The 23,503-nt window shown below is 49.3% G+C and carries 17 protein-coding genes and 2 pseudogenes; 7 read left to right on the top strand and 12 right to left on the bottom strand.

The window, feature by feature from the left end:
* The first annotated feature begins 89 nt into the window (after positions 1–89).
* On the top strand, positions 90–2,708 hold the full coding sequence (locus NZM05_10785) for a SpoIIE family protein phosphatase (GenBank protein ID MCS7014098.1): 2,619 nt from the start codon (positions 90–92) through the stop codon (positions 2,706–2,708).
* Positions 2,701–3,702: a glycosyltransferase family 9 protein gene (locus NZM05_10790; GenBank protein MCS7014099.1), complete on the top strand. Its 1,002-nt coding sequence runs from the start codon at positions 2,701–2,703 to the stop codon at positions 3,700–3,702. The genes NZM05_10785 and NZM05_10790 overlap by 8 nt, the downstream gene beginning before the upstream one ends.
* Here NZM05_10790 and NZM05_10795 read toward each other — a convergent pair.
* Positions 3,650–4,531, bottom strand: coding sequence for a metallophosphoesterase (locus tag NZM05_10795; protein ID MCS7014100.1), 882 nt, complete (start codon positions 4,529–4,531; stop codon positions 3,650–3,652). The genes NZM05_10790 and NZM05_10795 overlap by 53 nt on opposite strands.
* Before the next feature lie 229 nt (positions 4,532–4,760).
* On the opposite strand from NZM05_10795, the gene NZM05_10800 reads away from it, so the two are divergent.
* The 4 genes and pseudogenes from NZM05_10800 (at position 4,761) to nth (ending at position 8,143) form a co-directional block, all read left to right on the top strand.
* On the top strand, positions 4,761–5,915 hold the full coding sequence (locus tag NZM05_10800; protein ID MCS7014101.1) for a hypothetical protein: 1,155 nt from the start codon (positions 4,761–4,763) through the stop codon (positions 5,913–5,915).
* Positions 5,916–6,039: 124 nt separating this feature from the next.
* A pseudogene (nusB, locus tag NZM05_10805) lies at positions 6,040–6,492 on the top strand (transcription antitermination factor NusB).
* Positions 6,493–6,662: 170 nt separating this feature from the next.
* A complete protein-coding gene (locus tag NZM05_10810) occupies positions 6,663–7,412 on the top strand; it encodes a serine/threonine protein phosphatase (protein ID MCS7014102.1) in 750 nt (249 codons plus the stop codon).
* Between the two features lie 17 nt (positions 7,413–7,429).
* Complete coding sequence (gene nth / locus NZM05_10815) at positions 7,430–8,143, top strand: endonuclease III (GenBank protein ID MCS7014103.1); 714 nt, start codon at positions 7,430–7,432, stop codon at positions 8,141–8,143.
* 63 nt (positions 8,144–8,206) lie between these two features.
* Here the strand turns inward: nth and NZM05_10820 are convergent, their stop codons facing one another.
* From NZM05_10820 to NZM05_10850, 7 genes and pseudogenes are all read right to left on the bottom strand, one after another.
* A complete protein-coding gene (locus tag NZM05_10820; GenBank protein ID MCS7014104.1) occupies positions 8,207–8,413 on the bottom strand; it encodes a hypothetical protein in 207 nt (68 codons plus the stop codon).
* 57 nt (positions 8,414–8,470) lie between these two features.
* Positions 8,471–8,704: pseudogene (locus NZM05_10825) on the bottom strand (hypothetical protein).
* A 1-nt stretch (position 8,705) separates the two neighbouring features.
* Complete coding sequence (locus tag NZM05_10830; protein MCS7014105.1) at positions 8,706–9,716, bottom strand: Gfo/Idh/MocA family oxidoreductase; 1,011 nt, start codon at positions 9,714–9,716, stop codon at positions 8,706–8,708.
* 91 nt (positions 9,717–9,807) lie between these two features.
* A complete protein-coding gene (locus tag NZM05_10835) occupies positions 9,808–11,292 on the bottom strand; it encodes a sugar transferase (protein MCS7014106.1) in 1,485 nt (494 codons plus the stop codon).
* 6 nt (positions 11,293–11,298) lie between these two features.
* The gene (locus NZM05_10840) at positions 11,299–12,384 is read right to left on the bottom strand and encodes a DUF354 domain-containing protein (GenBank protein ID MCS7014107.1); all 1,086 of its coding nucleotides are present in this window, start codon (positions 12,382–12,384) and stop codon (positions 11,299–11,301) included.
* Positions 12,385–12,566: 182 nt separating this feature from the next.
* Complete coding sequence (locus tag NZM05_10845; protein ID MCS7014108.1) at positions 12,567–13,322, bottom strand: EAL domain-containing protein; 756 nt, start codon at positions 13,320–13,322, stop codon at positions 12,567–12,569.
* A gap of 114 nt (positions 13,323–13,436) precedes the next feature.
* Entirely contained in the window at positions 13,437–15,887 is a 2,451-nt protein-coding gene (locus tag NZM05_10850; GenBank protein ID MCS7014109.1) for a zinc-dependent metalloprotease, read from the bottom strand.
* A gap of 245 nt (positions 15,888–16,132) precedes the next feature.
* Here NZM05_10850 and NZM05_10855 point away from each other — a divergent pair, with 245 nt between their 5' ends.
* On the top strand, positions 16,133–18,442 hold the full coding sequence (locus tag NZM05_10855; GenBank protein MCS7014110.1) for a tetratricopeptide repeat protein: 2,310 nt from the start codon (positions 16,133–16,135) through the stop codon (positions 18,440–18,442).
* Positions 18,443–18,445: 3 nt separating this feature from the next.
* Here NZM05_10855 and NZM05_10860 read toward each other — a convergent pair whose 3' ends face one another.
* The 4 genes from NZM05_10860 to NZM05_10875 all read right to left on the bottom strand — a co-directional run bounded on the left by NZM05_10860 (position 18,446) and on the right by NZM05_10875 (position 23,489).
* Positions 18,446–19,687 (bottom strand): ABC transporter permease, encoded by a 1,242-nt coding sequence (locus NZM05_10860; GenBank protein MCS7014111.1) that lies wholly within the window; start codon positions 19,685–19,687, stop codon positions 18,446–18,448.
* Positions 19,688–19,717: 30 nt separating this feature from the next.
* Positions 19,718–20,968: an ABC transporter permease gene (locus NZM05_10865; GenBank protein MCS7014112.1), complete on the bottom strand. Its 1,251-nt coding sequence runs from the start codon at positions 20,966–20,968 to the stop codon at positions 19,718–19,720.
* A gap of 316 nt (positions 20,969–21,284) precedes the next feature.
* Positions 21,285–21,983 carry an ABC transporter ATP-binding protein gene (locus NZM05_10870; GenBank protein ID MCS7014113.1) on the bottom strand — a complete coding sequence of 233 codons (699 nt, stop codon included), beginning with the start codon at positions 21,981–21,983 and terminating at the stop codon, positions 21,285–21,287.
* A 108-nt stretch (positions 21,984–22,091) separates the two neighbouring features.
* Positions 22,092–23,489, bottom strand: coding sequence for an efflux RND transporter periplasmic adaptor subunit (locus NZM05_10875; GenBank protein ID MCS7014114.1), 1,398 nt, complete (start codon positions 23,487–23,489; stop codon positions 22,092–22,094).
* Positions 23,490–23,503: the final 14 nt, after the last annotated feature.

Consider the following 23,503-nt stretch of genomic DNA (forward strand, 5'->3'; position numbering starts at 1 on the left):
TACGACCCGTTGGCTTCTCCGTGCTGTTGCCTCACTCAAAGAAGTCCATCAGATTGGTGTCGATTCTGTATTTTTGCCAAAGACTGAAAATGGACAACGCATCACGGACATACCTGCCACCCACCGTGTTCCGACTGCTTTTGCTTCTTTTGGCAGCAGTGGTAGTGGTTGGCAAAACCGCTGAGGTGATGAGCATTTTCACCTCACCCACTGATGAAAATCTCTTTCAGGATACGCCTGAGGGCGTGCGCATTATGCACGTAACGCCGGGTGGTGTTTCCGACCAAGCTGGCATTCGAGTAGGCGACATTCTCACCGCCATCAACAATCAAACTTTTCAGAATGCCCGCGAAGCAAATGCGATTCTCAAGAGAACAAAGCCGGGCGATGTGCTTAGCTACACCATTCGCCGTGGTTCAGAGACGCTGGTGCTCAATGTTACCATTGCCCGTGTCGGCATTGATTGGGCGATTTTGCTCTCACTCCTTGTGATGGCGATGGCTGTGCTGGTTGCACTTTTTGTAGGCTTGCTTCGCCCGCAGCTCAAAGGGGCCCAACTGCTTTCGCTCTCTCTGCTCTTGCTCTCACCTGTCTTTGTCATTACAGGTTTAGGAAAAGGTGGCTTAGGTGGTGTGCTTTGGTGGACAGGAACGTTTCTGGCTGTGCCGCTTTCGCTGCATGCGTCATTGCACTACCCTGCCCCCAAGCGACAAGTGGCGGCGCAAGTGCGCTGCGTGCAGGCGGCTTATTTCATTAGCTTTTCTATCTGGCTTGCTTTGGTGTTGGTTCGTCCTTCTGCACTGGTCTTTATTGGTGTCAGCAGCATCTATGCCGCCTCTATGGCCGCGCTGGCACGTGAAATTGTCGTGCGGCACGACGCTGAGACCCAACGTTTCCAGCAATGGATTTGGCGCGCCTTTGGGCTTTTTGCTCTCTCTTACCACATCGGTTGGCTGCTTTTTGTGCTCTTCGGCAGAGAGTTTCTTTATGTGTTGTTGCTCTCGGTAGCCGTGCCCGTCGCATACTTCTACAGCATTACGAAGTATCGCTTCTTTGGCATCACGCGCATTATGAAGCGCGGGCTTACTTACAACATCGCCCTTGCCGCCTTGATTTTGCTAATTGCCGTGCTGAGCCTTAACACGATTGCCTTTCTGGTGAGCCTGCACTTTGAGCATCAAATTAGTGTGAAGTTTTCACCCGTGAGCGTAAAGATTTTCATTGACCAACAAATGCCTGCGGGCAATAAGGAAGGCGAGCGATTTTTGTATATCGCGTTTGGTGCTTTGCTCACGGTTGTCTGCTGGCTGCTTTTGCGCCAGTCTAAACGAATGCTGGATAAGTGGTTCTACCGCCAAGAGTATAACTACAAGCGCGCCCTCACAGAGCTATCTGAAATTTTAGCTGAGAAGATTACATCGGAGGAGCTGGCTGAATCGCTCTGCAAAGAAATCGTAAAGTATATGCAGCTGAAAGGGGCAGCGATATTTCTTCTCGAAAAAGGTCGCTATCGCCTCGCCTTTGCAGAAGGCAGTTGCAAGTCGCTTACCACGCGCAATATATCCATTCTTAATCTTCACGAGTTTGATCTTCAGTTTCCACAGCCGATTAGTGAATTTCTCTCGCCTGATAGCCCCAGTGCACTTCAGCTCCTACAAGAGGCAGACGTGCAACTCTTGGTGCCCCTTCTTATTAAGCAGAAGCCTGTGGGAATGATTCTTTTAGCCGAAAAGCGCTCTGAGGAAATCTACAAGGAAGATGACGTGCACTTTATTGACTCTCTGGCAAAGCAAGCGGCGGTCGCGTTTGAGAACGCTCGTCTGAATCGGGAAGCCAGCGACAAGCGCCGATTGAAGCGCGAGCTTGAATTTGCCCAAAAAGTGCAGCAAGAACTTTTGCCACGCCTATCAGAAGACACTCCAATTGCGGCCAACCTTCGCATTGCGACGGCTTACTTTTCCGTCGGTGAAGTTGGCGGCGACTACTACGATGTGCTTTATGATAAGCCTACTCCGTCTTCTGAGCCAGAAAGCCTGATGGTGCTGGTAGGTGATGTGGCTGGCAAAGGCATTTCAGCGGCAATGTATATGTCGCGCGTGCAAGGCATTGTGCGCACGCTCTATCACGGCGGACTTCGTGCTCCGAAAGCTCTGCTCGAGCAGCTCAACACGATGCTTTTTTCAAAGGACGCACGGCGCGCATTTGTAACGATGATTTGTGCACGCTTTACACCCAAAGCGAAAACGCTTGATGTCGCTCGTGCTGGACATCTCCCAATGATTTGGTATTCTGCGCACGAAAAGAAAGTGCACGTGGTGAAGCCGTCGGGCATCGCTATTGGGCTGGATTCTGGCAAGATTTTCGCTCACGCCCTTCAGACAGAGACGATTCACTACGACGAGCGTGATATTTTTGCTTTCTTTTCAGACGGCGTTACCGAAGCGAGAAATAAGGACGGTGAAGAATTCGGTATGGAACGGCTGATGGAGCTGATTGCACGCCATGCGACCCACTCTGCCAGCTACCTACGCGCTACCATTGAAAGCGAACTGATTGACTTTGTGGGCACCAGCGACCGCTTTGATGACATCACCTTGCTTATCATCAAGGCGGAGCCGATAACGACTGCACCGCCTCTTGAGAACAGTGCACACCCATCAACCAGTGAACCGCTCCCAGCACAGCTTTCAGGTCTACCGAATGACTGAGCCTGCTCGGATTCTCATCATACGCCTTAGCTCTATTGGCGATATTGTGCTGGCTACCCCCCTTGTGCGACAAGTGCGCACTCGCTTTCCACACGCCACCATTGATTTTCTCACCAAACCTGCTTTCGCAGAACTTTTGGCACATAATTCGCATCTTTCACACCTTTTTACCACTGAGAATTTTACCTCTGCTTATCGCTATGACCTTTGCATTGACTTGCAAAACAATTGGCGCTCCTACCGCTTGCGCCACCGCCTCGCTTCAAAGACATTTGTATACAGAAAGCAAAACTGGCGGAAGTTTTTGCTCGTTGCCTTTAAGTGGCGCTGGCAGCTGGATACGCGCCCTGTGCCTTTGCGCTACCTTTCTGCTTGTGCACCGCTTGGCCTTGTCGATGATGGTAAAGGCTGCGAGCTGTTTCTCTCCGATGCCCATAGAGCATTCGCCCAACGCTCGCTTGCAGCCTTGCCCACGCTTGCAGTCTGCTACGGTGCAAAGCACTTTACGAAGCGCTTTCCGCTAGAGAAACTTGCGCGGGTTCTTAATGCGCTGCAGCAAGCCGAGCCTCTACTTCAAGTCGTGCTCTTAGGGGGCAGGGAAGATGCGGTCCTCGGTCAAATGCTTACCCAACAGCTTACGCCCAGCCCGCTTGTGAAAAACTTTTCAGGACAGTGTTCGCTCTTAGAAAGCGCTGCGTTGATTGAACGCGCTGATGCTGTTCTAACCAACGACACGGGTCTAATGCATATTGCTGCCGCCTTTCAGAAGCGTCTCGTTGTTCTCTTTGGCTCATCGGTTCGCGAGTTTGGCTTTCTACCTTTTCGTGCCCCTTTCGAGCTGATAGAAAACCCTGTGGCAACATGTCGACCGTGCTCGCATATTGGGCGTTCTCACTGTCCAAAGGGGCACTTTAGGTGTATGAAGGAATTGGATGAGCAGGCTATTGTTGCGGCGGTGCGTCGGGCGTTAGGCTTAGGCGTGCCAGTGGCGTAGAAAAACAGAGCATGCGGCTTTTCATCGCACCTTCCCCATGCAGCACAAGGCGATCTGGGTAGACTTCGACAATGCCAAATGCATTACTGCCTTCGGGCGCCTCGACAAGGGCTTCCAGTGAAATGAAATGCACACCACGCTCTACGGTCTCCGCTCCTTTGTGGTAATGCCCATTGAACCAAACCGCTGAGTTAGGAGAAGAAAAAATTAGGCTCTGCACTTCAGCATAGTTCCAGAGGATGCCGTGCCCTTCATCGGTCGTTTGCCAATGCACAGGGAAGTGGCAGAGAAACACAATTCGCTCGCCACGCATTTCTGCCCAGCGAATTTCTGACTCCAACCAAGTTAGCTGCGTTTCACTAAGCGCGCCACACCACTCACGCATTGTTGGGTTTTGTGCTAAAAACTCTCTTGCTTTCTCACGCGCCTCCCCGTCACTCTCTATGCTGATATCCATTCCGTAGAGTGCAATGAAGCGAAATCCTTTGTGTGAAAAGGCGTAATACGGCTCATTCATCTGGAAGCGACGCAGCAGGTCTTCAAGGCGCACACTTAGGCAGTGATTGCCGATGAGATGAAAGCATGGCGCATCAGTGCGCTCCAGAATTGAGGCAATTAGTTGAAATTCACCATAGGTTTCAGCGCCGTTGCCATGCACGATATCGCCGAGCTGGACCACAAAAGCCAGCGACTGCCGATTCCAGTACTCTACTGCTGCTCTTAGCTTTTCGGGCACTTCCCTAAAGCGCAGCCTGCCTTGTGTTTCCAGATTGGCGTACTGAATGTCGGTGATAATTCCGAAGGAAAATAGCGGCGATGATTCTGACATATTGAATTTTTCTTGCTACGCCAAACACTCCAGCCGTAGAGCGACGTTTCCATACCCTTTCTGCCACTTTGCTTTTAAGACGGTGCTGTCCCCTCCCTCTCGCTTGCGCTCGAGCATTGCCGTCTGTGTCTTCTTATCGCCTATCGTGATTCACTTGACATCAATTCAAGTTTTTTTAACTTGCGTATTCTCAGAGCAACATTTTCAATCTCAAACCAGCCAAGTAACTATGACGCAGTTCAGTGAACAAAATGAAGTCTCGCAATCCCTCAGCATCTTCGCTGAACTTGAAAAGCACGACTACGAGCAGCTCATTTTTTGCTCTGACCAAAGAGTCGGGTTGCGGGCTATCATTGCGATTCACAACACAACGCTGGGACCTGCCTTAGGCGGCGCAAGAATGTGGATGTATCCTTCAGAGCAAGATGCTATTATTGATGCCCTCCGTTTAGCACGCGGTATGACCTATAAAGCGGCGGTTGCACGCCTCAATCTGGGTGGCGGCAAAGCGGTCATTATTGGTAATCCTGAACGCGATAAGTCTGAAGCCCTCTTTCGCACTTACGGTCGCTTTGTCGAAGGTCTGGCTGGGCGGTATATCACGGCAGAAGATGTAGGCACGAATGTGCGCGATATGGAATGGGTGCGAATGGAGACAAAGTATGTTACTGGTATTTCCCGTGCCTTAGGCGGCAGCGGCGATCCCTCACCTGTTACGGCGCTCGGCGTCTATATGGGAATGAAAGCCGCTTGCAAGGAGCGATATGGCAATGACAGCCTCAACCGCAAAAAAGTGATGGTGCAAGGTGCTGGGCAAGTAGCTTATCACCTCTGTGGGTACCTGCGTGCTGAAGGCGCTATTGTCTATATTAGCGACATCTACGAAGAAAAGGCTTACCGCATTGTGAATGAATACGGAGCGATTTATGTTAGACCAGAGAGCGTCTATGACCAAGAAGCACATATCTTTTGCCCAGCAGCATTAGGCGGAATTTTGAACGATGAAACGATTCCACGCCTTAAGGTCGATATCGTCGCTGGTCCGTCGAACAACCAGCTACGCGATGAAGTGGTGCACGAGCAAATGCTCATTGAGCGTGATATTCTCTATGTGCCAGATTTTGTCATTAATGCTGGCGGCTTGATTAATGTCGCCAATGAACTTGAGGGCTACAATCAAGAGCGTGCCCTTTCGCAAGCCCGAGAGATTTATGATGTGATTCGGGACATTCTCAAACTCGCCAAAGCGAACGATATTACGCCTAATGCCGCTGCGATTCAGTTAGCAGAAGAACGGCTACGGAAAATTGGACAGATTAAATCTATCTATGCTGGTGAGAGCGACTATGCGGGGCGTTTGGGTGAGATGCATGCTCGCCGATAAGTCCACTGTCAAGCAATTTGGGCAATGCGCTGCCGCCTGCAGTGCGATGCCACTTTGCGAATTTCTTTAACCCAAAATCTGTTTGAACTGCTGAAATATCTTTCATAACCCAATCGTTCTTTCTCTGATGATGAACCGCCGACAAGTTCGCGAGGTTGTGATGCAAATTCTCTATGCACGTGAGGTTCGCAAGGAAGACAACATCAGCAAAGTGGCAGAAGGACTCATTCCTGAAGAAATTCTCTCGCAAGAGAAAAGCAAATCCTTCGCTTATAAGTTGCTTAGTGATGTCGTTACAAACTTGCCGCTCATTGATTCTTACATCGCTAAGCATGCAGATAACTGGGAATTAGACCGTATGGCGATTATTGACAAAAACCTGATGCGTATGGCGATTGCTGAATTTCTATTCATGGAAGATGTTCCACCGAAAGTTTCCATTAACGAGGCTATTGAGATTGCCAAGAAGTATAGCACAGACAAGAGCAGCAAGTTTATCAATGGCATCTTAGATGCCACACTTAGCGAACTGAGGCAAACAGGCAAGCTGCATAAGTCAGGGCGAGGCTTGATTGACATTCCTGCTAAGCACCCTAAGACTGTCCCTGTCCCTACTTCAGCGCCTGAAAAACAAGCGGTTTCACCACCTACATCTTCTTCCCCCAAAGCATCACCTAAGGCGAACGTTGCCAAACCCTCGTCACCCGGCGCATCGAGTAAGAAAACAACTTCAACCCAGAAGCCAAAATGACGCACCTGCCAACCGCTGCTGCGCAAAAGTTTATCGCTATTGGTGATATTCACGGTTGCTTGCAACCGCTGCAAGCTTTGCTGGATAAGCTCTCCCCTGCTTCAGATGAAATACTAGTCTTTCTTGGCGATTATATCGATCGCGGTCCTGACTCCAAAGGCGTCATTGATTACCTGCTTGAGCTTCGCGAGAAGCACCCTTGCGTGTTCTTAATGGGGAATCACGAGTTTATGATGCTCGAGTATCTCGACTTTGGTCGCGAGGCTGGCTGGAGCCTCAATGGCGGTCAATCTACTTTGGACTCTTACACCGTTGATGGACAGGTTCAGATTCCTGACTCACACATTGAATTTTTGCATCGCTGCGTCTATTACTACGACACAGATCAGTATTTCTTTGTGCACGGTGGGCTAAAACCCACTCGGTCAATAGCCGATAACCTTAAACTGCTTTCGCCACTCGACTTACTTTGGGAACGTGAACATCTTAGCCCGCATCATCTTTTCTATGAAGACTACGCATGGGAAAAAACTGTCGTTTGCGGCCATACGCCTCGCCCTGAACCCATCCTCAAAGAGAAACTGATTTCCATTGACACAGGCTGCGTCTATAATTACTCACCAGAGCTGGGGCGACTCACTGCGATTCGCTTGCCTTCGCTGCAACTCACTCAGGTAGACAATCGCGCTCAGAAGTTTTCGTTTTCTGGCTGGCTCAAAGCGAAGCTCGCTGGGGTTGGGCGCTAAGCTCACTTGAATCGACTATGACGAAGCGAGAAAAATTTCAGCGCGTCCTTGCCATTCTCAGTAAAAAATACCCTTCGCCGCGCACCGAACTTATCTACCAAACTCCCTTCCAGCTACTTATTGCCACAATTTTGGCTGCGCAATGCACCGATAAGCGCGTTAATATGGTGACGAAACCCCTCTTCGAAGCCTACCCTGATGCCGCCGCGATGAGTCGCCTTTCGCTCGAGGAACTCAAAGACCACATCAAATCCATCAACTTTTTCAATAACAAAGCTAAACACATCTACGCACTGGTTCGTGTGCTACTGGAAAAGTATGGTGGGAAAGTGCCCGAGACGCTAGAAGAGCTCACTGCATTGCCGGGCGTAGGGCGCAAAACTGCTCATGTGGTCATGAGCAACTGTTTTGGGAAACCTGTCTTAGCCGTAGATACCCATGTTTTTCGCGTCTCTAATCGGCTTGGTCTTGCCAAAGCCGATAATGTGCTTGAGACTGAGCGGCAACTGATGAAATACCTCCAACCTGAAGAAGTCAGTGACTTTCATCACGCACTTATTTTACACGGGCGATACACTTGCAAAGCACAGTCGCCCCAGTGTCAGACATGTGAGCTGACGGCACTTTGCACTTACTACAAGCAACTGAGACGCCGTAAGCCCCTTCCTACCCAGCCACGCCAGAAACGGTCTATGCAGTCTACTCGCTCAGCCTCCAGCCTTAAAGTTTAGCTTGCCTTGCAAGTATTTTTCTCTTGAAGCCATCTTCGGGGAGAAAAAGTCCTACTTTTTGCGTTATGGCAGTTCAATGCGGCGGAAGAATCGTGCAGGTACGCCTGCGACAATCGTGTAGGGCTCCACATCTTTGGTGACGACTGCGCCTGCGCCTACAATTGCGCCCTCTCCAATCGTGATGCCCGCTAAGATGGTCGCTCCACTGCCAATGCTTGCACGACGCTTTACGCGTGTTGGCACAACTTTCCAATCGGCTTCGGTTTGCATTGTACCGTCAGGATTTGCTGCGCGCGGATACTTGTCATTGATGAACATTACGCCATGTCCGATAAAACATTCATCTTCAATCGTTACGCCTTCGCAAATGAAAGTGTGGCTTGAAATTTTGCAATTTTTGCCGATGAAGGCGTTTTTCTGAATCTCTACAAACGTGCCAATTTTTGTGCCATCGCCGATCTCGCAGCCGTAAGCATTGACAAAGGCAAATATCTTTACATCTTTGCCCAGCTTGACATTGCTTAGGCGAATAAAATTTTCTTTCAGGTAGGCGTCGTCCATTTTAGTCGTAGTGCAGTGGAATAATCTTTCCTTGCTGTTTGATAGAGCGTTCTGATGCTTCCAAGATACGCACCACGTTCAATCCAGCAATTCCATCTGTAATTGGCGTCCGATTCTGCTTGATGCAGTCGACAAAGTGCTGCGTTGCGATGGTGAGCGCTTCAGTTTGGTCCAGCTTAGGCGCATACATATCGCCTGTGCGGTATTGCACCAGCGTTTCATAGACGCCTTCTTTGGTCTTGACCTCTACGCCTTTGTCATAGACTTTCACCTTTTCGCTGTTTTCCATATCGTCGAAGACAATCATTGACTTTGTGCCACCAATCAGCACAGTGCGAATCTTGACAGGCGCTAGCCAATTTACATGGAAGTGCGCAATGACGTCGTTGTCAAAGTTCACGGTAATGTAAGCAATATTTTCCAATCCGTTACTGATGTGGCAACTGCCGATTGCAGACACGGATACAGGGCGCTTGTCAATCAGGTAGTCCATTATGGAGAGGTCGTGTGGCGCAAGGTCCCAGACCACATTCACATCGTGCTGGAACAGTCCCAAATTGATGCGCACAGAGTCAAAGTAGTAAAAATCGCCCAGCACCCCTTTGTCAATGAGTTCCTTCATTTTGCGCACGGCGCCCGTGTAAATGAAGGTGTGATCAACCATCAGTTTCAGGTTCTTCTTCTCCGCCAGATTGATGAGCGTTTCGGCTTCCGCCACTGTCGCTGTAAAGGGTTTTTCAACCCAGCAGTGTTTGCCTGCTTCGAGTGCCGCTTTGGCCAGCGAAAAGTGAGTGGACACTGGCGTGGCAATTGCAACGATACCGACATCTTCGCGTCGCAACACGTCTTCAAAGTTAGGGGTAATTTCCACTTCTGGAAACTTACGCTTGATATTTTCTAAGCGCTTTGGGTCTTTGTCGCAGCCAATGACCCCACTGAGGTCGCTCACGCCTAAAAAATTTCGCACAAGATTGGGCCCCCAGTAGCCCAGACCGATAACGGCTGTCTTCATAAATTTTCGCTCATTGGTTGATTGCTTGAAGCAGTTTGGCGTGATGAGGTAAAGTTCATTCTACAGCTTGAGCTGTGTTTTTAGGCCGCATTCAGTATCCACCTTTTGCGAGCAGCATCACGGGCAGCGTTTTGAGAATGAGCTTTAAATCCATCAGTGGCGACATGTTTTCAATGTAATACAGGTCTAAAATGACCATATCGTTGAAACCGACAGCGCTGCGTCCAGAGACTTGCCATAAGCCGGTGCAGCCTGGCGTTACTGAAAGCCGACGCTTGTGCCACGCCTCGTATTCTTCCCATTCGTAGGGCATACAGGGCCTTGGCCCTACAAGGCTCATATCGCCTTTGAGCACATTAAAGAGCTGCGGCAGTTCGTCTAAGCTGGTCTTGCGCAGAAAGCGCCCAATTGGCGTAACCCTAGGGTCATTGACGATTTTCTTCACTTGCGTCAGCTCTCCACTTTCGCTTACCACTGTTTTTGAAATATCTACTGCACCGTTTTTAGCCTCGGCAATTAGCTTCTTTGTAAACTCACGGTGAATGCTATCATCGTTATTGACATACATTGAGCGGAATTTATAGAACTCAAATGGCTTGCCGTCTTTGCCAATGCGAATTTGTTTGAAAAACACTGGTCCTTTGGAGGTCAGTTTAATCAGCAGCGCAATAATCAGAAATGGCACTGCCAGAACAATCAATCCGATGAGCGAGGCGACAATATCAAAAATGCGCTTGTAAATCAGGAAAGCCGTGTTGTCTTGGTTTTTCGTCATTGCAATCACAGGTACGCCCAAGTATTGCTCTACAAATACCTTGTTTGGAATAATGTCATACAGCTCCGATGAGACTTTGGTGACGGCTCTGGTCGAGCGGGCTATGTCTAAAATTTCAATCAGACGCTCGTAAGTAATGTTATCCATAACTACCAACACTTCATCGACTTTGTGTTCTTCCACCAGTCTGGGTATATCCTTGCTTGTGCCCAAAACATATGCTGACTCAAACACACGTTCGCCCTTTGGCAAGGTGTCATCTGCAAAGCCAACTACCTCGAACCCGTGTGTGGTGTCCAGCATCAGGTTTGCTGCCATCATTCTGCCACTTTTGCCCGCGCCCACGATTAACACCTTGCGGCGAATGATTTGACTTTTGGCAAGGAACATATACAGTGGACGAAAGATTGCAATGCGATACAGCGCCAGCCCTGCCAAGGAAAACACTGCAAAGTAGCCAATGATAAGACGGCTATCAACCAGTGCATTACCCTTAAAGAAAAACGCCGCTACAATCAACCCAATGATGCCATATCCAACAGACTTAAAGATAGCCACACCTTGCTCCACAATGGTTAGAAACACATTGATTTTGTAGAGGTTGAAGTGGTGCAAGATTGCAATCCATACTATGCCATACGCCGCGACAAACTCAACCTGTGTCCAGAGGTCAGGGATTTCCTTCATCTCACTCCATACCCCGCCGTAGCGTAGCACTACAGCAGCAAAGAACGCCAGCATCACCACGAGGTAATCGCAGGCTGCAATGATAAATTTGTAGGCTGGGATTTGCCGGAGCATATTACCTCACCATCGGCTTAGTTGTTGTAGAATCGCTTCCTCGACTCTGTTTGATGGGCGATAGGGTGTTGTAGACGGGTCTTTCTTCCTCAGTGGTATGTTTTGAACTTCTTCTTCGGAGCGAATAAAGCGAATCATTCCACGCCGTTCCATATCCGCATCTAAGGCGCCTTGTTTGCCAGCGAAGATGCTGTAGACGGGCACACCCAACAGTGCAGCCTCCCGATTCATCGTGCCCCCCCCTGAAATGAGTAGGTCAGAGTGATAGGCTAAATCCAATCCATTGACCGCTCGCTTTGGAATGAGCATTTGTGAGGTGCTAAGCTGCAAGCGGTGCACCAGCGCTTCAAGTTCAGTCCTTTGCGCCTCCGTGCGTGGCAAGACAATCGTCCAGACCTCTGCATTCGTCAATAGCCGCCTTAGCAGAGCTTCTAAGATGGCTTCGCTCTGCGCGTTGTGATAGTTCGCCGCACTCGCAGGTGGGCGCAGCGTCACAATCACCTTCTTTAAGTCAATGGTTACTCCATTTTCCGCTTCCACCTTTTGCCAAAACGCAGTATCGGGTTCATAGTAGCTCAGATACAGCTCCTCTTTGTAGCCTTCGTATCGGATGCGCTTGTGTGGCTTTAGACCAATTTTATCCAGTGTGGCATCTGGGATACGGCTTGGCACCATCACATAGTTTGAAAAGGTGTTGAAAATAAAGGTTTCTGTGTATTCATAGTCATACATCGTGATAGTGGGAATCCCAAGCTGCCGTGCTGCCAAGACCATTGAGCGAGACCCGTGACTGAGTGCTACCGACACCTGCACACCAGATTTTCTTAGGGCACGAATGTAGGCGCGCAGTGCAACCGCTCGCTCTACTAAGCCCAAGAGCTTCTTGACTTTACTTTTCCCTGCATGTTCACCAATCACCACAAACTTACCTTCCAAGCCCGCATTTTGCAGCAGCTCTACCGTTTGGGCGTAGTTTCGCGCAGTCAGTACCACTCTCCGCCCCAGTGCTTCGCAGCGTCTTACAATCGGCACAAAGAGCGGCACGTGCGGTGAGTTATCTACGTCTATCCAAATTGCTCGGGCGGATTGCACAGTTTTTTCTCTCCCTTGTTTTGTGCTCCGTTTAGCCTCGCAAGGTGATGGGGTGTAAAGGTAAGAAAATTCTCTGACTTTTCTTGCACACCCTGTGCTCGTGCGCACAGCAGTTGCCTACTCTGTCTTCACTCATTCGACCAGTTGCAAGGCTCAAAAGCCTATGCTGTGCCCAACCAGTCTTAAAGCAAGGGCTTTGGCAAGCGTTCCAGTTCAGGTCTTGCAAAGAGAAAGCCTTGCATATAGCGAATGCCAGACGCCGCAAGAAAATTGCGTTCATCTACCGACTCAATGCCTTCTGCGATAATCTCAATACCCACTTCTTTGCAGACCGTTAGAATTCCATGAAGAATTGCTTGTCGGATTCGATCTTGATGAATATTGCGTACCAGTGCCACATCGAGCTTGATGAAATCGGGCTGAAACTCTGCCAGCAAGTTTAAGCCTGAGTAGCCTGCACCGAAATCATCAATTGCTGTCTTGAAACCTTGTCGCTTGTATTCCTTGATAATTGCTGCTAAATGGGCTCTGTCTTCAATTTTTTCGCCCTCGGTTACCTCAAAAATGATGCGCTCAATTGGGAAGCTGTAGAGCTTGGCAGCTTCCAGTGTTGTGCGAATGCATGTCTCTGGGTGATAGACTGCATTTGGCAAAAAGTTAATGCTAAGGTGTGCAGAAAGCTGCAGTCGAGCTGCCAATTCAATTGCTTTGACGCGAATTGTTTGGTCGAAGCGGTAGCGATTATGGCTATCAACTAGAGCCAAAATGTCTGCTGCACTTTCCCCTTCTTTGCTTCGCACCAGTGCTTCATACGCGAACACCGTGCCTGCCACTACATCAAGAATTGGCTGGAATGCCATTGAGAACTGAAATGATAGTCCTGCCCCATTCAGGCAATCTTGGCAAGACAGCACAGCATAGTTTTCCTGCATCTTCATTGCTTTGCAACCCCTGCTTATTGAGCTGATGTTTTCAGCTTTTCTTTGCACCGATACCAACTCACAGTTGCTGCTCAGAAATGTCTTCCTCGCGCCTAAGAGACAGGATTGCCTTTACTCTTTTCCGTCTAAGGCTGCTTTAATCGTGATACGCAAATCCGTCAGGTGAGCACGTGTCGCTTCGTCTGCCCCCTGCACCGCTTGGATGCGTTTTAGTAATTTTTCCAGTGTCCCTACTGCCACTGCTTTTAGCTCTGGATTGGATACTCTGGGTGTTGCGCCTGGAGTTGGCAGGCGCGTTGGTTGCGTCTTTTCAATGAGTTGCTTTACGAATTCGCGCTGGAGATTGCGTCGCATTGCTGAGACTCGGCCTGTGCTAAGCTCACTGAAAATTCCATCGCTTAGGTCGCTGACCATCTCGGTTAGCGTGTAGGTTGCATTACCTGCGATTTCATAGTCGACCATAGCTTTGGTTCGAGCTGTGTTCATCAATTGCGCCAGCACGCGCGCTTGGTGCCCCAGAATCAAGTCAGCATATCCCACCGCCCCGATGCGGTCAATTACTTCTCGTGGCAGTAGGTCTTTTGGCAGCTGGAATACATTCTCTTGCAAAAATTTCATTGCGGCTTTTTGCTTCTCTCTCGGCACTGGTTCAAAGTTCTTTTCCCCTTGTCCATAGAAGTAATTAGTCTCAACCATTCCCCCAATCAAACTTGCTACATGCCCGACCTCAAACGAGCGCTGTGTAAAGAATTCTTCTGCAATGTCCTTGAGCCGGGTGTAATCTTCGTTGGGGCGCGTGAAAGCCGTGAGCATTTTCTTAGAGACGCGCGCAAGGTTTTTGAGTCCTAAGGCGGTGGCTTCAAGTGGGTCGGAGCCGATATCCTCACTTTGGGCTGTGGGGTCGTAAGGGTCGCCTTGCCTGCCAAAGCGCAGCATTGGATTTGCAATCTGACGCATTGCAATCTCATTGAGTTTTTCTTTTTCTTGTTCTGGCGTCAGTCCATAGAAAGGCTTATATCCCCACTCTACGGCGAACTCATCGTAGGGCCCAATAGTTGGAATGAGACGTGGCCGTGGTTTGTCTTCTGGCTGTGCAACGTAGTTGAAGCGCCCATAGTCCATTATGGAGGCTTCAGTGCCATATTTTGCAGTAAACTGCGCATCGCGCAGTTGCTTGACTGTGTAGCTTGAGGAAGCCTTAAAGTTATGTGGAAATCCTAAGCAGTGCCCAACTTCATGGGCCGCTACATATTCAATCAACTCGCCGGATAGGTCATCTGGCAAGGGCATTTGATTGGCACGTTCATCTACCGCACCAGCTTGCAGGAAATACCATTTTTGCACCAGTGCCTGGACATTGTGGAAAAACTTGATGTCTGCATCAATGATCTCTCCACTTCTGGGGTCTCGGATAGATGGTCCATATGCGTTCTGAATTTCAGAGGGAAGCCAGCGAATAGAGCAGTATCGTGCGTCTTCTGGATCCCAGTTTGGGTTATCGTCTGGTGCATCTTTGGCAAGAATTGCATTCTTGAACCCCGCCTTTTCAAAGGCTTTTTGCCATGCTTCTACTCCACGCTTGATGTAAGGACGCCACTTGGCTGGCACCTCAGGCGCAATGTAGAAGATAATCGGTTTGACTGGCTCGCTCAGTTCTGCCGTTGTATCCTTTTTTTCCAAGCGAAAGCGTGAGATGTAGCGCTTGCGCTCAATACCAGAATTGGAATTGTTGTAGTCGACAAAATCTTGCGTAAAGAACCCAATTCGGGAGTCATACTCGCGTGGTTTCATTGGCACCTCGGGTAAACGCACCATACTGAAATGCACCTCGACGGTAATTGACCCTAACGCATTATCCGCTCGCGGACGCGATGGCTGCGGTGTAGGAAGCGACCCAGCACGGTTTGGCGTGACAGGGTTGGCGCGATAGGTTAGCACAGCACGCGTCTCAATGTTGGTTGGAAATGCTTTTATGCTCTCAATGAAGGTGCGCTTTGGGTCGAGCGAAATCGCATCATAATTTGGTGCAAAATTTACAGGCTGCTGGCGTGGCGAAAACTCAGGCATATCGGATACAAACATCGGCGTTACATCCATCACTACGGAGGAGTCCTTTCCAAAGGCAAGGATGTCGAAACTCATCAAAATTGCATCGATGTTAGAGTTTGCAACGGCTTGCTTCACATTTCCGTCTGTCGAGCGCAGCCCATAGTAGACATTGCGTAAAAGAACCATATTGCCTTTGCGCTCCCACTTTACCACGCGATTCGCCAGCTCCGTGCCACCATAGCCGTAACTGGCTTGTGTCTTGGACACTTGGGCTACAATCAAGAACTCCTTGCCCAGCTCCTTTTGTGGAATCTCATAATAGACCTTATCCTCAATGCGATGCACATCAAAGATGCCCCTAAGCGTTGTGGCACCTTTTATTACCTCAGCATACGGACGAATCTTCGGACGACTGGGCATTGAGCTGGGAAGCGAATCGTTTCGCAGCTGTGCAACCGACGTGCTTGCTCCACATAGCACCAGCACAAGACAGATAACAAAGTGAGAGCGCATTTTCGTTGGATTTTTAGTTAGAAAATTGAGCGGTGAAACAAATTGATGTGCACATTTGCACTAAGGCACTTACCGTTATGGGCATCTTGCAATTTGATGCTAGTTTTTTTGTATGCCAACTCCCTAAGTTGGGAGCGTTGTGGTCAATTTATGCAATTCCGACTTGATGCAGCTGCAATTTGTCAGTAACTTTACCACAGCACTCACTGAGGTGCATTCAACCTGCAAACTTTGCTTAGCGCACTATGACACGTTCCTCACCCGTCCTACGGCGCCCTAACTTATTGCGGAAAAACACTTACCATCTTTTCCAAATATGCTTTGCTGTGCTGGTTGGTCTTTTTTTGCTTCTGTCACCCCTTGCTGTTGCAGCGTGGTCAATCAGCTACCCACCCGCCACGCAGACTTTGCCCACCGACAGCCTGACCGTCGCTACACTATGTGACCTTGCGGAGGAATACCGCACTCACAATGCCGATAGCGCCCACCACTTCATTCAGCAAGCTGCCGCCATAGCCGAGAAACTTGGCTCAAAGTCTCTTCTACTTCGGATTTTCAAAGTGAAAGGCGACCTTGCTCGAGATCAAGGTTCACACGCCGACGCTATTTCGCTCTATAACCACGCACTCAGTCTTGCAAAGGAAATTCGCGACACTGCCAAGCTTGCTATTCTCTACAACAACCTTGCCCTTGTCTATTCACGACTCAGTGAGTATCCCACAGCACTTGACTACCACTTCCAGTCACTCAGAATCAAAGAACAGCGCAAGGATACATTAGGTATTGCTAATTCGCTCTCCAACATTGGCTTGATTTACAAAAAGCAGGGCGAATATACTGAGGCACTCCGCATGTATGACAGTGCGCGCCGCATTTTTCAAGCGCTCGGTCATTTGCGCGGTCTTTCCGCCGTATTCAATAACATTGGCGCAATCTATCGCTTGCAAGAGCAATATGACTCGGCTCTCTTTTACTACACCCGCTCGCTGGAGTTCGAGCGTCAAAGTGCCAAGTATCCGGATATAGCCACAAACTTAGTGAATATAGCCGATGTCTATCTTCAGACAAACCACCTTTCAGACGCAAGGCGCTCTGCTGAAGAAGCGATTATGCTCTACCAGAAAGCCAATGACCGCAGTGGGCTAGTCACAGCACTCCGCACCTTGGGCGTGATTTTGAGCCGTGAGGGTCGCTCCAAAGATGCTGTGAAGATGCTCCAGCGCAGCATTGAAATTGCCCAGTCCATTTCAGAGCCAGAGGAAGCCTGCGACTCTTACCATGAACTTGCTGCAATCTATGCTCGCAATCAAGACTATGAAAAAGCCCTTGATGCCTATAAAACATACCATGCCTTGTATGATACACTACTCAATTTGGAGAAATCCAAAGCGCTCAATCGGCTAAAAACGCTCTATGAGACCGAGAAAAAAGAGCAGGAAATCCTGCGCTTGCAGCAAGAAAATAAGCTGCAAGAGTTAGAACTTTCACGCGAGATGCTACTTAGGAATTCATTTCTTATCGTCTCTGTCTTAGCGGTCGTGCTATTAGGCGTTGCTTACCGAGCTTATCATATCACACAGAAATCAGAGCAAGCTTTGCGTGAAAAGAACATTGCGCTAGCTGAGGCGCTGCAAACTGCTGAAGAGCAGCGCCGAATCGCCGAAGTGCAGCGCCAGGTCGCAGAGCAGCAACGCCGAATTGCCGAAGAACAGCGCCAGATTGCTGAAGAGCAGCGCCGAATCGCCGAAGAAGCCAGTCGTATCAAAACAGAGCTTCTTTCTATTGCCGCACACGACCTCAAGAACCCTCTGCAATCCATCTCAGGCTTTGCGGAACTGTCACTTGAACAACTTCCATCTTTGGCGACAGTCGTGCAAGACCAAAATGCCAAACTCCGCACCATTGAGACTTTTCTTGAGAAAATCTATGCATCTTCGCAGCGCATGACAGAGCTTATTAGCAGTCTCTTGGAAACTGCTGCCTTAGAGGCAGGCAAAATTTCGCTCAACCTCCAGCACCACGATGTCAGCGCCCTGATGCAAGCGGTCGTAGATGAGTCTGAGGTGCGGGCCCAGCAAAAATCGCAGCGGCTTTATGCAGAGCTTGCGCCTAATTGCTATGCGGCGATTGACCCCAGTCGAATGCGAGAAGTCTTTGAGAATCTGGTTTCAAATGCGATCAAGTATAGTCCTGAGGGCAAATCGATTTGGGTGAGTGTAAAGTGTCAACCCCTGACCACACTCCCCCCTGCGGTGATGCAAAGTTTTACCACACATACAAATGGGGTCAGCGATTCAGCACCGAGTCAGCAGTCTGTCATCCTTATTGCGGTTAAGGACGAAGGGCAAGGGCTGACAGAGGACGATATGCGAAGGGTCTTTGGGAAATTTCAGCGTCTTTCGGCTCGCCCAACAGGTGGAGAAAGCTCAACGGGTTTAGGCCTATCAATTGTCAAATCACTTGTTGAGCTTCATGGTGGCAAGGTTTGGGTTGAGTCAGCTGGCAAGGACAAAGGCGCAACCTTTTTCGTTGCCCTGCCTGCCTCTGGAATGTAGCCACTACTCAAACCGCAAGGCTTCAATGGGGTCGAGCGAAGCGGCTTTCAGTGCAGGGAAAAAGCCGAAGCTAATGCCAATTAGTGAACAGACAACCAGTCCAATGATAGCCCAATCCCAAGGGAAGATGGCATTGGCGCTTAGCATCGCTGCTCCCAAGTTACCGCCTATCACACCTAAGAGAATCCCTATCAGACCGCCGATTTCAGACAGAATGACTGCCTCAATTAGGAACTGCATCAAGATATTGCGTTTCTTTGCCCCTACAGACTTGCGTATGCCAATTTCTTTTGTGCGCTCCGTTACAGAGACCAGCATAATGTTCATAATTCCAATGCCTGCTGTGATCAGCGCAATGAAGCTAATGATGAACGCGCCAACCTTCACCACACCTGCAATTTGGTCAAAGGTGTTGATGAGCGAATCGTTGGAGTAGATTTCAAAATCGTTTTCTTCATCAGCCTCTAAGCCACGCACCACACGCATTGCGCCTATAGCTTTGTCTATTGTTTGCTCAAACTCTGCCTGCGACTTTGCTTGAATGGCGACATTGATTGTGCGGTTATACTTGCCGTAGTCAATGAAGTAGCGTGTAATTGGAATTAGAGCAAGGTTATCGTTATTGTTGCCAAACGACCCTCCTTTTACTGCCAGCACTCCCACCACGCGGTAGGTCTTTCCGCCGACTTTGATGAGCTTATCTAATGGGTCATCAAATTCATTTGGAAAGAGCCGCCTCTTGAGGTCTTGCCCAATTACGACAACACTGCGTGCAAATTCGACATCTTCATCGTTGAGATTTCGTCCTGACTCAATGCTATGCTGATTGACTACGAGAAAATCTTTGTTGGTGCCGACAATGGAAATGTTAGGGTTCGTTTTGTAACCGCCATAGACGCCCTGCTTGCCGTTGTTGAAAATTTTGGGGCAGAAGGCAGCATACTGCCCTTGCAAGAGCTTCTCGAGGCGCTGCACATCATCGTAGGTAATGTCGCGCCGATTGGCATATTTGTCACTTACACTGCCGCCGAAGATTTGAATGGAGGGATACTTTGCAATCTGAAAAGTGTTGGAGCCTAAGAAGGCCAGGCCGTCTTCAATTGCTCTTTGCAGCGCCCCTACAATGGTCATTACTCCAATCACGCTGAAGACCCCCACCGTAATGCCAAACATCGTCAGCCCTGAGCGCAACTTATTTGCACCCAGTGAATGGAGCGCCATTGAAAGAATTTCCGTAAAACGCATCGTCTGGTGCAGTTAAAGTTACGATGGTTGCTACTCATAGCGAAGTGCCACAACTGGGTCAAGCTTTGACGCCGAATATGCAGGTGCAAAGCCCGAGAAAATACCTGTTAGCACGGAGACGACTAGCCCAATTAGCACTAAATCAGGCGAGAAACTGACAGGAAAGTCAGGCGCCACAACTCCAATCAACATACTGAGACTGTATGCCAAGATAAGTCCAATTACGCCACCTACAACGCAAATAGAGACTGCTTCAATCAGAAATTGCATCAGAATTGTGCGGCGGCGTGCACCTAAGGCTTTGCGTGTGCCAATTTCTCGAGTGCGCTCCTTGACACTTACAAACGTGATGTTCATAATGCCAATTGCGCCGACAAAGAGCGACAGCCCCGTAATGAACAGCCCCGCCAGCGCAATACCTGACTTGATTGGGTCAATGGTGCTTTTGAAGGCTTCTTGCTCGTTGATGCTAAAATCATCTTTCTGGTCAGGCAGGAGTCCACGCACGCGCCGCATTATGCTAGCGAGTTCTTCCTTGGCTTCAGCGGCACGGTTCTTGTCCTTGATTTTAATGGCTAAGCGGTCGTTAGGGGTTACACCAAAGTATTTTTTGGAAAAGCCAATTGGCACGATGATTTGCGAATCAAAACTAAATAGCCCTAAAAACTTGCCTTGCTTTGCTAATACACCAATAATTTTGGCTTGTGCATTGCCAATCTGAATAGTCTTATCAATTGGTGAGATATCTGGAAATAGAGCGTCCGCAATATCATAGCCAATGACGCAAACGGGACGCCCTGTCAGCGACTCTGTGCTGCTAAAGAAGCGTCCTTCTGCTAAATCGATCTGCGAGACCAAAGGATATTCGTCAGTTGTGCCAAGAATAAATACGCCTTGCACTTGATTTTCACCAAACTTGGCATTCTTGATGTGCACATTCTGCGGCACAGCCGTAACCAGCTCTGTCTGGCGTGTGCGCTCAATGATGCGGTTGATTTCATCGGCGTATTCAATCTTGATGGGGCGACGGTTACGATAATTCCACCAGTCGTCAACATTAGCCCACGGCCACTTTTGCACATAGAGCACATCGTAGCCAATGATTGCAAGGCTATTGTCAAAACCTCGGTCAATTCCTTTGATAGCGGTGCCCATTAGCGTTACGGCAAGAATGCCGATGATGACGCCTAACGCCGTCAAAACTGAGCGCAGCTTATTTGCCATAATTTGGTCGTAGGCTATCTTCACACTTTCGGAGAACTCATACCAAAATCGCCGCATCTTTTGTCCATGGAATGTTATGTTGAACTGACTTTTTTTATTCTAAGGGCACACCCAACCGCTCCGCAATAACCTCGTCGGGTAACCCTAACTCGCGAAAGAGTGGCACTGTTTGCTAGAAGCGCACGCGCTCAATAAAATCTAGTCGCTCGGGCGCACGTTCAATCAAACTTTTTGCTGCTTTAACGACAGTCGACTCAGGCTCCAATGCCAGTTTGAAAATTCATACCTTGCTGTCCAGCTGCTCCAAACTGGGTAGCTCGTCTGGCACTTCCTGAAGCCACAAGTATGCAAGTTTATCGGTCTTCAAAAGCCGCTACACTTTGGCAAACTCTATTTCATCAATCAGTCGGTCGCTTTCAATGAGTCCATCACGCAATCGCACGATGCGGCGTGCATGCCGTGCAATGTCTTCTTCGTGTGTAACCACCACAATCGTATTGCCACGCTGATAGAGTTCTTCAAAGACGTTCATAATGTCCATGCTGGTCTTCGTGTCCAGATTTCCTGTCGGCTCATCGGCGAGGATAATAGATGGATTATTGACCAGTGCCCGTGCAATGGCAACGCGCTGACGCTGTCCGCCTGAAAGTTCATTTGGCTTGTGATACATTCGGTCTGCTAGACCAACGCTTTCCAGTGCTGCGATTGCACGCGCGCGTCGCTCTTCGGCAGGAACACCTGCATAAATCAGTGGCAGTTCTACATTTTGCAGCGCGTTGCTGCGTGGCAGTAGGTTGAAGGTCTGAAAGACAAAGCCAATCTCCTTGTTTCGAATCTCAGCCAGTTCATCATCGTCCATTGATGCCACATCCTTGCCGTTAAACTCATATCGCCCTGAGGTTGGTGTGTCCAAGCAGCCTAAGAGATTCATCATTGTAGATTTGCCCGAACCAGACGGCCCCATAATTGCGACATACTCATTGCGGTAAATGGAGAGCGAAACGCCCCGCAAAGCGCGGATAATCTCTGCGCCCATTCTGTATTCCTTCGTTACGTTCTCAATGCGAATCACCAAATGACCTTTCGGGCGCACCGTGCGGTCAAAACGATGTTTTCCCATTTGTGTCCCTCCAAATGTGCATTAGCATTGCAAAGAGCAGTAGGCGCAAACCGTCCCAGCTCACGGCGACCTTTTGCCTTTAAAGTCGCTCTCGAGCACCACTCTCGAACTGTCTTTTAGCTCGCGGCTAATCGCTCGATAGCTGCCTGAGACGACTTCATCGCCAACCTTGATGTCGCCTTTCTTGATTTGAATGTAGGCATTGTCTGCAATCCCTGTCTCGACTGGCACCATTCGCACAAGGTCGCCTTTCTTTACAAAGACCACACGCAAGAGCTTTGCACGGTCTGCTTTTTCCTGCTGCTGACGCATTTTTTCATTGATAAGTTCTGCGCTCCCATCGGTTTGCCGAAGTTGTTCTTCACGTTTGCGGGCTAATTCATCGGCAGTCATACCACTTTCTGCGGCACGCACGGTTACGCTTTGAATCGGCACAGCTAGCACATCTTTTGCCGTAAAGGTTTCAATGTCGGCATTGCCACTCATTCCTGGGCGCAACAATCCATTGTGGTCAAGGATTCGAATCTTTACTTCAAAGTTGGTGATTTCTTCTTGCGTGCCTAAGCCTTTGGTTTTGGCTGCATTTGCAATCTCGCGCACAATGCCTGTGAATTTTCGGTTTGGATAGGCGTCAATTGTGATGCGCGCTGTATCACCCAGTTTGACATTGACAATGTCATTTTCATTGACGTCGACACGAATTTCCATGGTGCTCAGGTCGGCTACGCGTAAAATCTCTGTGCCGGCCATCTGAATTGAGCCGACCACGCGCTCACCTAGTTTAGCTGACAGCACAGTAACGGTGCCATTGATGGGCGAGGTAACCACTGTGCGTGACAGCTGCTCACGCGCTTGCTTCAACTGGCTTTCTAAGCGTTGCACGTCGTAGAGCGCTGCTTCTGCGTTTGCTTTGGCTACTTCGGCGCTGGTTTTCGCTGCAAGATACTCTGTCTCCGAGATGAGTTTCTGCTTAAAGAGCTGCTCAGCACGGCGATATTCTTCGGCGGTGCGCAGTTCTTCTGCTTTGGCGCGAAGGCTTGCCGCTTTGGCTGCGCTCAGTGCCGCTTGTGCCTGCTCGACCTGCGTGCGTGTCAGTTGCGGGTTAATCTTGAAGAGCAATTGCCCTCGCTTCACGACATCTCCTTCCTTGACTGGCAATTCTACAATCTCACCGCTGACTTCGGGCGAGAGTTTTACTTCGGTTTCAGGGTAGACTTTTCCGGTTGCCGTTACAACTTGCGTGATGGTACGAATTGTGGCTTTTTCTACGCTAACGGGAATGGGCTTTGTGCCCTTTGGGCGCAAGGCAAACACAAGTGCAATCAGCAGCAGCGCTCCTCCCCCTATGCCAATCCATAGCCACCGCTGTTTTTTCTTGCGTGTGCTCTTCGGTACTGCTCGGGGCGACTGAGTTCCTGATTCCTTGACTGCCTCTGGCGAGATTGTTTCCGTTGCCATACGCTCATAGAGTT

The sequence above is a fragment of the Chloroherpetonaceae bacterium genome, from assembly GCA_025056565.1.
In the GTDB taxonomy this organism is placed as follows: Bacteria; Bacteroidota; Chlorobiia; order Chlorobiales; family Thermochlorobacteraceae; genus Thermochlorobacter.